Annotated in this window: 6 protein-coding genes and 1 pseudogene; all 7 read right to left on the bottom strand. The window is 39.7% G+C overall.

Annotation, left to right across the window (positions count from 1 at the left end; genetic code table 11):
• Nucleotides 1–350: 350 nt before the first annotated feature.
• The 7 genes and pseudogenes from ACWGXJ_RS26320 to ACWGXJ_RS26290 all read right to left on the bottom strand — a co-directional run bounded on the left by ACWGXJ_RS26320 (nt 351) and on the right by ACWGXJ_RS26290 (nt 15438).
• Entirely contained in the window at nt 351–716 is a 366-nt protein-coding gene (locus tag ACWGXJ_RS26320) for a hypothetical protein (RefSeq protein ID WP_452568132.1), read from the bottom strand.
• 301 nt (nt 717–1017) lie between these two features.
• Nucleotides 1018–2145, bottom strand: coding sequence for a hypothetical protein (locus ACWGXJ_RS26315; RefSeq protein ID WP_452568131.1), 1128 nt, complete (start codon nt 2143–2145; stop codon nt 1018–1020).
• 150 nt (nt 2146–2295) lie between these two features.
• Complete coding sequence (locus tag ACWGXJ_RS26310) at nt 2296–2478, bottom strand: hypothetical protein (protein WP_452568130.1); 183 nt, start codon at nt 2476–2478, stop codon at nt 2296–2298.
• A 165-nt stretch (nt 2479–2643) separates the two neighbouring features.
• Nucleotides 2644–3407, bottom strand: a pseudogene (locus tag ACWGXJ_RS26305) (IS5 family transposase).
• Between the two features lie 118 nt (nt 3408–3525).
• Nucleotides 3526–4278, bottom strand: coding sequence for a carbohydrate-binding protein (locus tag ACWGXJ_RS26300; RefSeq protein WP_452568129.1), 753 nt, complete (start codon nt 4276–4278; stop codon nt 3526–3528).
• A gap of 304 nt (nt 4279–4582) precedes the next feature.
• Complete coding sequence (locus ACWGXJ_RS26295; RefSeq protein WP_025721395.1) at nt 4583–5305, bottom strand: thioesterase II family protein; 723 nt, start codon at nt 5303–5305, stop codon at nt 4583–4585.
• Nucleotides 5306–5328: 23 nt separating this feature from the next.
• Nucleotides 5329–15438 carry an amino acid adenylation domain-containing protein gene (locus ACWGXJ_RS26290; RefSeq protein WP_452568128.1) on the bottom strand — a complete coding sequence of 3370 codons (10110 nt, stop codon included), beginning with the start codon at nt 15436–15438 and terminating at the stop codon, nt 5329–5331.
• Nucleotides 15439–15448: the final 10 nt, after the last annotated feature.

Here is a 15448-nt window from a genome sequence, read left to right as displayed (position 1 = left end):
CTATATACCTAATATTTTAGGTATATAGAATCACTTACCTATTATTACAAGATTATTTGAAGATGTCGCTACTTTTTGATACAAAATAGGATATTTTTAACTTTATAAAAAATATTAAAATAAGGGCTCCTCTCGGAATTAAAATTTGATCCTGCACAATTGGTATTCTCTTGATTTATCCTTCACTATTAGAGTGCCAGATTGACATGGACACTGAACATAATGATTCTCTGCTCTCTTCTACACTTATTTTGGCAGTTTGCTAGTATAACAGGAAGAATGCTTAAAACGGTTCATGTTTTGCCGTATGAAGGCAAAAGAAAAAGCACCGCAATGGGTGCCTTTGGAAGTTACGTTTCCCATAATCTTAATTCCGACTTGAATGCTTCCAATAGTATAGTTATATTTTTAATCTCAGCGGCGTTTTCTTGTTCGATCCTTGAAATGACATTCTTAATTTCAGTTTTTCCATTCCGCACGTTGATTAAATACGAGTTGTATTTATCATAAGTATCGCCCTCTGCTACTCCTTTAGCTTCAAGGTTAGAATAGATGCTTTCAAGAAAATTATTCGTGTCCAGCGCTTCGCGTACATCGCAATTAAGCATATCTTCTGCTTGCCCCGCTTTTAACACGTCAACAGTATAAATTTTCTTTAATTTCTCCTCTAAGTCCTTAATATGCATCTTACAAGTTTCTATTTTTTGCTTACTCATCGTAATTCCCCCTTACTCATAGCTTTACCTCTATTGCACAAGTAAGTCGATAACAAAACTGTTTTCCCCAGTTCATCTACCCGTACGCAATCTTTTCATTTTTTTGAACTCCTTAGGCAGGGACTAAACCTCTGCCATTTCTTTCTGGAGGTGATGATTGGCTCGATAAAAAAGCCGCTCATTTGAGCGACTCAGTATTGTTTCTCTTTGTAATCTTTTAGCGTATTCCATACTATCTCTTTCAGGTCGGAATGTTCTTCAGGTAATTCGAGATATATTTCAAATATTCAGTCATTTTTGATCAATACTTAAACGAGTGCGAACTCCTTTTGCTACTATTTAAATTTGTAACACTCCTCTTAAAAAGAAAACCATGTTGTATTTCTGTTGTATATAAATCATAAGATTTCGCTAACCCCGGAGAGCTAAACAACGCATCATCAATCGGATTAGCAGCAAAAGGATTCAAAAATAAGTGTAATCCATCAATAAGGCTTTCTTTATATTTTGTATGAGGAACAACTTCCGTCAACCCTTCCGGTCCAAAGCTATTAAATTTATAGGTTTCAAAAAATATATCTTTTTGCTTATTCGGTTGCATTGCTCTCACCTTACCAAAAGAAGCAACCGAACTAAACAAAACTCCACTTATATGGCTAAATTTACTATCATTAAATATCCCTATTGGAATGCGGGCACCAGTGCTCTTCTTAATAATATGATCAGATACCTCGTAATGAGGTTCATCTCCTCTATATTCTGCCTTCATCAAACCATATAGGACACGTTGAATTGGGGCAGATGCTTGATAATAAAAGAGAGGTTGTTCGTAAGCCCCAAGAGCAAGTATAAATGGCTTTCCTTTTACGTGCTCTAGCATTGAATAGCTTTTTATATACTTATTAGATTTATTAGTAATACTGTTTGAAATTCTTTCTGTAGCTGTGTGCACTATTTCTGAGTGTACTCTCTCCGCTTCTTCTTGAGACGTTGCTATATTTTTCAATAATTCCACTGTCTTTACACCATTATATTCTGGAGTACCATCCTGAGAATGCTGTGTAGTTACCGCCTCTACTATTATACTTTTTTTATTTTTGGTAATAAAAAAGTCAGGAGCTGAGTGACCATAATCAGTAGAAAAACCAAAATTCCCAAATGTCGCATGTAAATATATTTCCCAAAAACTCGAATTAAATGTTGTTTGGAATTCTTTTACGAATTTATTATCTCTATCACTAAAACCTAATAACCAGCCTTTTAAAACCTTTTGGGCTTGTGGCTCATTAAGAATAGCTTTAAAATTGGGATGAAACAATTCCTCACTAACTACTGGCGTAAACAGATCAACTATAGCTCCCACTCTCCTTTTGTTATAACTATCGGATTTTAAATAAGAATAATTCACTAGCTTAAATAATTGAAGCATTATTTTTACTAATTCCTAAACCGCCTTTTTCCACCACAAATTACACTTTCATAAACCAGCATTAAGATATTTCTTATCAAATGATTATCTTTTTACTGCCACACTACCTATTGAAGGAAGCATAATATGTGTATCTGGCTCCATCAAATATTATCCAAATGTCAAAACAAAAGCGTCAGCTCGGTCTGGTGACTTGAGCCCACGCTTTTTCATATCCTTCTTACTTTCAAGCAGCATTTTACCTTTACTAGTCATGTTCCATTTACGTCCTGTAAGTTGGGTTATAAGAACATCATCATCAGGCAATTGCAGAACGCTCGGATCTCCATTCATAAAGTTGCTCATATTCTGTTCTAATTGTTCCTTAATAGATGCCCACATTTCCGTAACTAGATTTCCATAGTGTTCATCTAATGAAGAAAAGCCATTGTTAATTGGTATAATTTCATATGGTAGCCCCTCTTCAGCTACGATTTCATTTAGGGCCTGTACGCAAACCTATTTGAGCCATAAACGAATTGAAAGCAGCGTCAAAAAAGCCATGAACATGTTCGCTGTTTTTTCATAGCGAGTGGCCAAGCGTCGATAGTTTTTTACTTTGTTGAAAAAGCATTCAATTAAGTGTCGCTCTTTATACGTTTCAGAATCTAACGGGCGCTTTACCCGCCGATTGCGTTTGCTTGGGATAACCGGAGTGATCGCTCGGCTTTGCAAAAGCTCCAGAATGGCATTGGTATCGTAGGCGCGATCAGCCAACACTTCGCCCGGGCAGAAGTCCAGTTCATGAAGAAGGCGATAGCCGGTGACAGAATCGTGGTCTTGTCCTGGCGTCAATTCGAAACGCAGCGGATAGCCGAGCGCATCCACCATCGCATGAATTTTGGTAGTTAATCCTCCGCGCGAACGTCCGATTGCTTGCCGGCCCTGCCCCCTTTTGCGCCCGCTCCATGTTGATGGACGCGGACGATGGTGGCATCGACCATGACCTGCTCCCAATCCGGCTCGATGGCGACATGCTTCAGTATTTCACCCCAAATATTCGCTTTTTGTAGCCGCCAGAAAAAGCTGTAGGCTGAAGACCAAGGGCCATAGTAACTCGGTAAATCCCGCCATGGCGCGCCCGTTCGAGCAACCCAAAGCACGGCATTGAGCATCTGGCGCCGATCCTTGGGCGGACGTCCTCCCTGTTTTTTTCGGGCTGGGGGCAACAGGGGGTCAACTATATTCCATTCTTCATCCGTTAACTCGTATCTTCGTCTCATGTGCCTTATTTTACTAGATTTCTACGAGTTGTACAGTTTGCGTACAGGCCCTAAAAAAATCGGGCTGAAAAAACGCATTTTTCAGCCCGATTTTGCTTATCTTTTTTTAAAATCCACCTTAGTTCTTACCGCCATAGCCCTTATAAGTAGAGTAAACTGCATCTGCATATTGATTGGCCAGAATAGGACGGCCATAAGAATCTGTAGCTCCCGGATACCAGTAATCTCCTCCGTTATAGTGTAATAAGCCGTTATATATATTGCCGAATTTAATAATCTTTTCATTTAAAATCAGGGCGCCCAAGTATACCTGATCTTGTTCACTGCCGTGATTATAAGCATGGCCAAATTTTGAACTGAATTGAGATAAATAAGCATTACGTGTGTTTGGTTCTACCTGCATCAATCCGTCGCCGGCTGATGGACTGCCTGGTAAGCCTGCTCCAAAGCTGCTTTCCTTTTTGATCACAGCACTCAGCAATAAAGCAGAATCTCCGCCTTTACCGAATTTATCGCCCGCATTCATTGTGTATGTCCATATGTGGCTTGGAACTTCGGAAGGCTTCGTTACTGAAGGACCTGTTGGTGGCGTTGTTGGCGGTGTTGTAGGTGGCGTAGTTCCGCTGCCGCCTTTCTCCCATAAAGCAGGAACAATAGGTGGTTCCCAACCTACGAGGGAAGTATGTGCCTGACGACAGGTATAAGTACTTCCACTATATGTTACTGTATCATTTACTGCATAGGCAGTATTTGGTGCCCATGCTCCCCTATCGGCTGCGCTCACCGGCAAGACTGCGCAAAAGGTGGATAAGAATACTGCTAAAACTACCAAAAGTGATGTGGCTTTAAAAGAAAACTTTTTGCTAGTCATTTTCAAACCTCCTTGTATTTTTCTTCTGATATTTTCCTGTGTTGCTCATTTTCAACATTTATCAGCACTATTTCCCCCCTTTGTTTTCACAAATACTTCAAGTTCATTCCATAATTAAAGCGCTTAAACAAATGATTACAATTCTGATAATACAGAAACATGAAAATAATTCCAATAGGACGTAGGTTCTACTTTCTTGAAATTTTTGATTAGACTGGAAAGAGGCTAAGTCTACAGGTCATTAAAGTCAACCTAAAAACTTAGCCTCTTGATTTCATATTAAATTTTAAATAAACTTCAGTCTTCACATACCATTGTCTGCAAAGTCGATGAGACTACTATTTATTATTGCTGCTACATCCTTTTTGTAATCGTGTATAAAAAAATGATCCCCGTCAAACATATGAATTTTACAACTTTTGGACGTATAATCATGCCATTTTGCAACGTCAAAAATAGTGGCTCCCTTTTCTCTTTTTCCCCACAATACACTTATATCGCAGTCAAGCTTAGCGTTTTTTTCAATGTGCCTGTATGTGTCAGTAATTCTAAAATCCGCTCTGAGTATCGGTAAAAACAACTCCATTAATTCATTGCTTTTCAGAACCTCTTTGGGCGTGCCTCCCAGCTTAAATACCTCATCCACAAACTCCTTATCCGGCAAATCATAGAGTACCTTCTTCTTACTTACAAAACCCGGAGGATATCTGCCGGAAATAAACATATGGACAGGATATGGATGTCCGAGCTCCTTTATTCTATAGGCAAGTTCATATACAAGTACACTGCCCATACTGTGGCCAAACAACGCATAAGGTTGTTCTTCAAGGTTGCTTATGATAATACGGTGTATATCTTCAAGCGCTTCCTCAACACTTCCGTAAAACGGTTCACCAATCCTGCTGCCTCTTCCCGCAAGCTCAATCGGGAAAAGCTCAATCCTATCATGCAAGTATTGTTCCCAATATTTATATACTGCTGCAGAACCTCCTGCATACGGCAGACAAAACAATTTAATCTTATCCATTATATCTACCCCTTATATCTGAACTATTGGTTGATCTCTTCCAATATTTCTTTAATAATAGCCGCATTTTTATCTATATATCCTGTACTTAACATATCAAAATGACTGCCAAATCCGTTATATACTTTGAACTCTCCCGTTGTTGCCTCTCTCCATCCTTCACATAAATCAGCTTCACCTTCATTGTCTTGCTGCTGTGATATAATAAGATGGATATTGGAGTTTATCTGTCCCGAGTTTATAACACTTCTAGTGTATTTATGATAATTTCTCATTCTTTCAATGGCCTTTTCAATAACTGCCTGGTTATCTCCAAACATGCCTTTTATAAGTTTCTCATTTTCTTCTATAAATTCTTTATCCTGTTGCTCAGCAAGTTTCTTAGCATCTTCGCTTTCTTCCTCAATAAGGACAAATGATTTAGCCGAATCCAGAAAGATTATATCGGATACATGATGTCCAGTTTCAATTAATACTTTAGCAACTTCAAATGCCAGATTACCTCCTGCCGAGTAACCAAATAGAATATATGGGCCCTCGGGTTTGACAGAAGTAATTGCCTTCACATACTCCTCCATCCTGCTCTCATTTTCTATAAAGTCAAAGGAATATATGGAATAAGCATTCATTTGTTTTGATAAACTACCATAAGCTATTCCATTTCCTCCTCCTGGAGGGAATGCAAACATAAGACTCTCCATTGCTGAATTAAAATGAATTGCCGGACTTGGTGTAATATAATCATTGGCGTACGTATTGTGTATAAAACGGGCAATTTCCTTTATGGTTGGGGCCATATAAAAGTCTTTTAGTGGTACCTCAACATTTAACTGTTCATAAATTCTGCTTATAAGGGATATTGCCTTCAGTGAGTATCCTCCCAGTTCAAAGAAGTTATCATTCACACCAATTTTTTGTACTCCAAGGGCATCATGCCACAGCAGTGCAAGCTTCTCCTCAACTTCACCGCAAGGCTCTACATACTCTACTGATGTAGCTAAAGTACCGTCATTTTGGGGTAAATTATTCCGATCTATTTTGCCATTGGCTGTCAAAGGCAGCTTTTCCAGCTGAACAAAGTATTGTGGTATCATGTAATCGGGAAGTTCTTTTAAGAGAAGCGCCCTTAAATCTGATATTGTAGATTCACTTTCCCCTGCTATATAAGCACACAAATACTTGTTGCCCTCCTGGTCTGTCTTTGCAATTACCGCAGCTTCTTTTATTGAAGGATGCTTTAATAGCTGCACTTCTATTTCCCCAAGCTCTATCCTAAAGCCCCTAATCTTTACCTGATGGTCTACTCTGCCTATAAATTCGATGTTTCCGTCAGGAAGCCACCTTCCAAGATCACCGGTACGATACATTCTTTCTCCAGAGCTGAAAGGATTAGCTACAAATTTTTCCGTAGTCAATTCAAGTTTGTTCAAATAGCCTTTTGCCAGCCCATCTCCAGATATATATATTTCACCAGTTGTATTAACCGGTAAGATATTCATGTCTTCATTAAGTATATATATCTTATAATTCTGCAATGGCATACCTATAGGTATACTTGTTAGATTTCTCACCTTCTCACGGCTTAAATGGTAATAAGTTGAATCTACGCAGCATTCTGTTGGACCATAAACGTTTGTTATAGTAGGGTTATTATCTTTAAACCGATCATAGAAACCTTGTATACCTTTACATGAAAGTTCTTCCCCTCCGATAATAAACTGCATAACTGAAAGACTTTCGCCAGGCCTGGCAGTATCTGTTAAAAGCTTTATATGTGCTGGTGTTCCGTCTGAAACAGCAATTGAATTCCTGTTATAGTACTTTAGAAGGCCCTCACCATCTAGCCTTGTATCCTCAGGAACTATAAACAGCGTATGGCCAAGGAGAGAAGCCGCAAATATTTGTTTTACAGATGCGTCAAAAAAGTAAGGGGACACAAGGGCAACATTTAAATAATTATCATAATTTTCATAGACAAGCTTTCTTAGTCCATAAACCAAGTTAACTACACTTCGATGCTCTATCATTGAACCCTTCGGAACTCCAGTAGATCCCGATGTATAAATGATATAAGCTAAGTCCTCTGGTTTATTTATTTTATCAAGGTTTTCAGCACTTCCAATGTATATTTCAGGGGAATCAAGCAGTAATATATTACCGTAAAACTCTGCTTTATCCGCTAAATGTGATTGCGTCAACAGCATAGTTGCATTACTATCTTCCAGTAATTTTTTTATTCTTAGTTCAGGAAGTTTGGTTGAAATTGGTAAATAGACACCTCCTGCTTTTAAAATTCCCAGTATTCCAACCTGCATATCTACGGATCTTTCTACCATTATTCCAACTATGCTGTTTTGCTTTACACCATTACTTCTTAGTGCTCTGGCAAGCTGATTTGCCTTTTCATTGAGCTGCCTGTAGGTTAATTGCTTGTCCTCAAACACTACAGCTACATTATCAGGTGTCCTTTCCACTTGGTCTTGGAACAGCTCATGTAGAGTCTTATCCCTAGGGTATTCTGCCTTTGTATCATTAAAACTATTTAGTATTTGCTGTTTTTCATCCTGAGATAGTATATTTATTTCGGACAGCATCTTTTCGGGGTAAGCTGTGATCTCTTCCAGTACATTGATGAAATGGACCCCAAGTTTTTCTATTGTCTCTTTCTTAAACAGACGAGTAGCATACTTTAACCCAAATACAATATTATTCTGGGTCTCTTGGGCGTTTAGGGTCAAATCAAATTTGGACGCCCTGAACTCATTATCATAGGGCATGAACCTTAGCCCATTCATCTTAAATTCTGATGCCTCTTTATTTTGCAAGACAAACATAGTATCAAACAGCGGATTTCTGCTCAAATCCCGCTTAATGCTAAGCTTCTCCACAAGTTCCTCAAATGGGTAATCCTGGTTTTCATAAGCCAGTAGAGCGTTTTCTTTTACTACCATCAAAAACTCGCTGAAATTCTTTTTACCTTGAGGGTAATTCCTCATAGCTAGGGTATTGACAAACATGCCTATGATGTCCTGCAAATCTGTATGTGGCCTTCCTGCTATAGGGCTTCCAATTACGACATCTTCCTGTCCGGTGTATTTGAAAAGAAGCACATTGTATGAAGCTAGAAGCACCATATACAGTGTTGCTCCATGATCCACGGCAAGCTTGTTCAGTTTATGTGCAAGTTCCCGGCCTGTTTCAAAACTGACCATATCGCCTTCAAAACTCTGTATAGCCGGCCTTGGGTAGTCTACCGGCATATCAAGTACTGGTATTTCTCCCCTAAATGCCTGGAGCCAGTATTCTTCTTGTTTACTGATTGTGCCGTCAGCAAACAATTTATTCTGCCATACGGAATAGTCCTTGTACTGAATCTGAAGTGCTGGAAGATTCATTCCTTCATACAAGCTTATGAATTCTCTTACCAGTATTTCATCCGACACCCCGTCAGATATGATATGGTGTTTATCAAGCATCATGACATGCCTGTCTTCTCTAATTTTTATGAGCCCTGCTCTTAGTAAAGGAGCCTTGCCAAGGTCAAATGGCCTTATGAATTCATTTGCTGCTTCTGAGGCTTTTTCTTCGCCGGTTTCCATGTACATGATACTAAATTCCACCTCATCATGGACCTTCTGCACCGGTTCACCATCTACCATATGGAAGGAGGTCCGGAAAGCCTCATGCCTTTTTACCAGCTGATCTAAGGCTTTCTCAAAACGTTCTATATCAATACTGCCTTCTAACAACATAAACTCTGGCATATTGTATGCCACCCTTGCTCCTTCAAGCTGATTTAATATATACAGCCTTCTTTGGGAAGACGACATAGGATAGTATTCCATTTCTCCAGTGGGCTGGATAGATTGATAAATACTCTCTTGGGCTTCCTGGATGTACTTGGCAATTTCTGCAATTGTCGGCAGCTTGAATATCTCCTTAAGAGATATATTTACATTGAACTCTTTGTGAATTTTGGCTGCAAAGTTTATTGCTTTTAATGAGTGCCCCCCAAGCACAAAGAAATTATCATTTCTCCCTATTTTCTCAACCCCCAGGATATCCTGCCACAATTGTACAAGCTTCTCTTCCACTTCACCTGAAGGTGCTTCATACTCTACTCCAGTATTTAAATGAGCAGCAGGGTGGGGCAAGTTCTTCCGGTCTATCTTACCATTGGCTGTCAAAGGCATTTCATCCAGCTGCATGAAGTATGCCGGAATCATATACTCGGGCAATTCTTTTGAAAGGCATTCCCTTAGTTCAGTTATTGTCAGTTCATTTTCCCCAACGAAATATGCACACAGATCCTTGTTCTTCTGTTGGTCTTCCTTTACAATAACCACAGCTTCTTTTATTGAAGCATGTCTTAATAGCTGAGCCTCTATTTCTCCAAGTTCTATTCTAAATCCCCTTATCTTTACCTGGTGGTCCATCCTGCCTAAAAATTCTATATTCCCGTCAGGCAGCCATCTTGCCAAGTCCCCAGTACGATACATTCTTTCTCCCTTTATAAACGGGTTAGATACAAATCTTTCTGCAGTAAGCCCCGTCTTGTTTAAATAGCCTTTGGCAAGACCATCCCCAGATATATATAATTCCCCAGCGATACCTATAGGATTTACTTCTAATTTCTTACCAAGTATGAATGCTCTGGTGTTTGGCAAAGGACGGCCTATGGGGATATTATCCAATCTACTAAGCCCCGCCGCAGTAATCAAATATTCCGTAGAATCCACACAGCATTCGGTAGGACCATAAACATTTGTGATGCAAGGTTGCACATCCTCAAATCTGCTTAGGAAGTCTTTTACTGCATCAAATGGAAGAACATCTCCGCCTATAATAAAATGTCTCACTTTTAGGTTATTATCTATAGGAGGAGAATTTAACATCATATTTACGTGTATGGGCGTTCCATCCGAAATATCAATCCTATTTTCACTATAGAAGTCCAGCAGCTTTTTACCGTCTTTCCTTGCTTCCTCCGGTACAATGTACAATGCATGCCCCATTAGCAGTGCTGCGAAAATCTGCTGCACCGAAGCATCAAAAACATAAGGGGCAATGAGGCAAACATTCAACGGTGATTCATATTTGCTATATATTCTCTGGAACAGACCCTCTACCAGGTTTAATACACTCTTATTATCAATGCAAACACCTTTAGGGTTTCCTGTTGAGCCAGAGGTATAGATGATGTACGCTGTATCACCAGGCTTATTTATACATTTTATATTCACATCGTTTATAAAATTATAATCATAATCAGATAAATCAATAATCTCACCATCGAAATCATCACGATCCATAAGATGATTTTGGGTGAGTAAAATTTTGGCCTTGCTGTCCTCCATCATATACCTTTTTCTTTCCAATGGATAATTAGGATCTACAGGAAGGTACGCCCCCCCAGCCTTGATTACTGACATTATACCTATAACCATTTCAGGCGAGCGGTCCACCATTATGCCTACAATATCATCAGGCTTTACTCCCTTTTCTCTTAATGCCCTGGCCAATTGGTTTGCCTTTTGATTCAGTTCTCGGTAGGTTAATTGTTTACCTTCAAAAACCACTGCAATATGATCAGGAGTCTTTTTCACTTGCTCCTCAAACATTTGGTGTATGGTTTTATCCAGGGGATATTCGAGAGCAGTATCGTTAAAGCTGTATAATACTTGCTGTTTTTCTTCCTGTGATAACATTTCGATTTCATAAAGCCTTTTTTCGGGGTATGCTGCAATTTCTTCCAGCAAATTGATGTAATGAGCCCCAAGTCTTTCAACTGTTTCTTTCTTAAACAGTCTTGTACAGTATTCGAGTTCAAAGGCTATACCATCCTCAGTCTCAAATGCATTTAAGGTGATGTCAAATTTTGATATTCTGCCTTCTATCCCTTTGTTGTACGGCTTGAAGCTTAGATCAGACGTTATGAGCTCTGCTTTTCCAACATTGTATATGGCAAACATGGTATCAAAGAGGGGATTCCTGCTCATATCCCTCCTTATGTCCAGCTTATCCACTAATTCTTCAAACTGATAGTCCTGATTGTCGTATGCTTTCAAAGCATTTTCTTTAACTTCTTTCAAGAATTCAATAAAAGTCTTTTCTCCTTGCGGGTGGTTTCTCATGGCCAGAGTGTTTACAAACATACCTATGATGTCTTGAAGGTCAGCATGAGGCCTTCCAGCTATAGGACTTCCCACAATAATATCTTCCTGTCCAGTGTATCTAGATAACAGCACATTGTATGCAGCAAGAAGCGTCATATATAATGTAGCTCCATTGTCTGATCGAAGCTTGTTAAGTCTAACCGCAAGCTCGCTATCAGCTTCAAAGCTGATGTAGTCTCCTTCAAAGCTTTGTACTGCGGGTCTTGGGTAGTCGGTGGATAAATCCAGCACAGGGATCTCTCCCTGAAAGGTCTGGAGCCAGAATTCCTCCTGCTTACTTATGGCAGCTCCTGCAAACAATTCCCTCTGCCAAACTGAGTAGTCCTTGTACTGTATACGCAGTGGAGGAAGTATTTTCCCTTCATATAAGCTTATAAACTCTCTTACCAGTATGTCGTTGGACACTCCATCCGATATGATATGATGCATGTCAAACACCATAATATGTCTGGCTTCTCCAATCTTTACAAGTCCAACTCTTAATAGTGGAGCCTTTCCAAGGTCAAAGGGCCTTATGAATTTCTCCACTATTTCGGGAACCTTCTCTTCACTGGTTTCCAGGTACATGATACTTAGGTCCGCCTTGTCATGGACTTTCTGAGACAGCTCTTCCTCGATCATATGGAAGGAGGTTCGAAAGCTCTCATGCCTTTCTATCAGACTATGAAAAGCCTGCTCAAAACGTGCTTTATCAACAGTACCTTCCAGCAATATTATGCCAGGTATATTGTAGGCGATTCCAGCTCCTTCAAGCTGGTTTAATATATATAGTCTTTTCTGGGCGGATGACATGGGATAATATTCCATATCCCCAGCACGTTGAATGGACTGATATAGGCTCTCCTTTGAGTCTTCAATGTAGCTGGCAATTTCTAAGATGGTTGGTGTCTTGAATATTTCCTTAAGAGGTATGTCTACATTGAACTCTTTGTGAATTCTTGCTACAAGGCTTGTTGCCTTTAACGAGTGTCCTCCGAGCATAAAGAAGTTATCATTTCTTCCTACCTTCTCTATTCCAAGGATGTCCTGCCACAGCAGCGCAAGCCTTTCCTCTACTTCACCTGAAGGCGCTGCATACTCTGTTCCTGTATTTATTCTTCCATCAGGCAGCGGCAGCGCCTTTCTGTCCAATTTTCCATTTATGGTTAACGGTACTTTTGCTATCCTCATAAAATAGGATGGAATCATATAATCGGGTAGCTCTTTAGATATAAGCTCCCTTATTTCGGTCACTGTCACTTCTCGGTCAGACACTATATAAGCGCAAAGATACCTGCCTACACTTGAATCCTCCCGGTCAATGACCACCGCCTCATTTATATCAGCATGCTTCAAAAGGGCTGCTTCTATTTCCTCAAGCTCGATTCTATACCCTCTTATTTTAACCTGGTGGTCTTTTCTGCCGGCAAATGCAATATTCCCGTCAGGAAGCCACTTTGCAAGATCTCCTGTTTTATACATCAGTTCTCCAGGCATAAATGGGTTCGGTACAAACTTTTCCCTGGTAAGTTCCGGTTTTTTCAAGTATCCTCTCGCCAATCCTGCCCCGGAAACACAGAGTTCACCCTCAACACCTATGGGCTTAAGATTATTGTTTTCATCAACTATAAACACCCGGGTATTGGTAATAGGTTTACCAATAGGTACCGACTTATCGGCCGTCTCACAATCATCTGCTTTCCATACCGTTGCACATACGGTTGTCTCAGTAGGTCCATAAGCATTTATATATGAAATCCTGTTGCTCCATTTCTTTAAAAGTTCGGGAGTGGAAGCCGAACCTGCTGCAATTACCTTCTTTAAGGAAGTTACTTTTTCCGGGTCCAGATTTGCCAGATACGGAGGTGGTAAAGTAGCAATAGTTATCTCATTTTCATTTAGGTATTCTTCAAATCTTCGATAGTCATTGATAATTTCGCTTGAAGATATATATAGTGTTGCTCCTGCCAATAGTCCCATAAATATTTCCCAAACTGCAGCGTCGAATGAAATTGATGCAAATTGAATAATCCTATCGCTTTCACTTACATTTAAGCGGGTCTTGAAAAACGCCTCCAGATTTGCTACCCCTTTATGTTCTACCATAACCCCTTTAGGTTTTCCTGTAGACCCAGATGTATAAATGATATATGCCAAATTTTGCGGTGAACATACCACTTCCAGGTTCATAGGGTTTCCGGCATAAAGGCTTTCATCTTCTATGTCTATATACTTCCCGTAAAACTCCACTTTCTCCAGGAATTGCTTTCGGGAAATCAGCACCCCTATCTCGCTGTCCTCGAGTAAATATTCGATTCTTGCCTTAGGGTAGTCAGGATCTATAGGCATATATGCCCCTCCGGCTTTAAGTATGCCAAATATACCTATGACCATCTCCAGTGAGCGTTCTACCATAATACCCACTATGCTGTCTGGTTTAACTCCCTTATCCCTCAACACTCTTGCAAGCTGATTTGACTTCTCATTGAGTTCCCTATAGGTTAGCTGCTTACCCTCAAACACCACTGCCGCATTGTCAGGTGTCTTCACCGCTTGTTCCTCAAATAGTTGGTGAATGGTCTTTTCCCTGTGGTATTCCTCCGTTGTATTATTGAAGCAGTGTACTATTTCTTTCTTTTCCACTTCGGTGAGTATATCAATATTCCTAATATGCATATCGGGATTATCGGTTACAATTTCTATTACCGACTGAAAATGTCCCTTGATTTTTTCTATGAAATTATCATCATATACCAGTGAGTTGTAACTGAATTTAATAGATAATTCCTTACCGCCATCAACGAGTATCCCAAAATCATAATTCGTCTGCTCGAATATTTCCATTCCAACTACATTTAAAATGCCATTACTGGATGAAGCATTAACCGCTTCATCCATAGGGTAATTTTCAAAAGCCATGACATGATGTATCAAGGCATCTTTCAAGCATGTTTTTGACTGCACATCCGCCAGAGGATAGAAACTGTACCGGTCAGATTCAAGCACCGATTGCTGCATCTCTTTGATCAGTTCGGTAAAAGTTTTATCCTCATCACAACTCACCCTTACTGCAACGGTATTTATAAATAAACCCACCATGCTCTCAATTCCCTGTATTTCATGAGGCCTTCCCGATACCACCTCACCAAACACCACATCATCGGTATTGTTATACCGCTGTAATAATATCCCCCATATGGTCTTTATAATGGTACTCATGGTTGTATTGTTTTTGGCTGCAAACTTCTCAAGATCGCTAGTTATTTGTTCAGATATTTTAAACTCCGTTTCTTCAATCCTGAAATCATCACTTGCAGACCTGCCGTTTTGGGGAAGGACTGTCTGATGCTCGTAACCTTTAAGATAGGTTTCCCAGTAATCTGCGGCCTCGTTCTGATTTCTGCCTTCCAACCATTTGATATAGCGGCTGTAAGGATATACCTTTCCTGACTCCGGCTCCCGGCTATTCATCAGGGCTTCATAGTTTTCCATAAATTCTCTAAATATATTTGCGAGACTCCACCCATCAATAATGATGTGATGAAAGCTCCATACCATGTTATAAGATTGGTAGCCTGTTTTAATTACACTTATTCTTGTTAAAGTATCCCTTGATAAGTCAAAGCCCTTTTTTCTGTCTTTAACCCTGTATTCTTCTATATACCTATCCCTTAGTTCTTCGGCAAGGGAGGTAATATCCTCATAGCTGACAGACAGCTTTCTTTCCTTCATGACTACTTGTAAGGGCTTGGCTACATTTTCATACAAAAAAATTGTTCTCAAAGCGTCATACTTTTCAATAATGATATTAACGCTCTTTTCAACACAATCAATGTCCAGGATGCCTTTTATAGAAAGTGATATCTGCTCAAAGTAGGCGTCTGAATTTTTATCCATCATATAGTGGTACAATATCCCTTGCTGCATAGGAGTGAGCCGGTACATATCTTTTATGTTTTGTTTCTTCAAATCACTCATAAGTACTCCT

It is taken from the genome of Paenibacillus sp. S33 (assembly GCF_053615415.1).
This window is presented reverse-complemented; position numbering and strand designations above follow the sequence as displayed.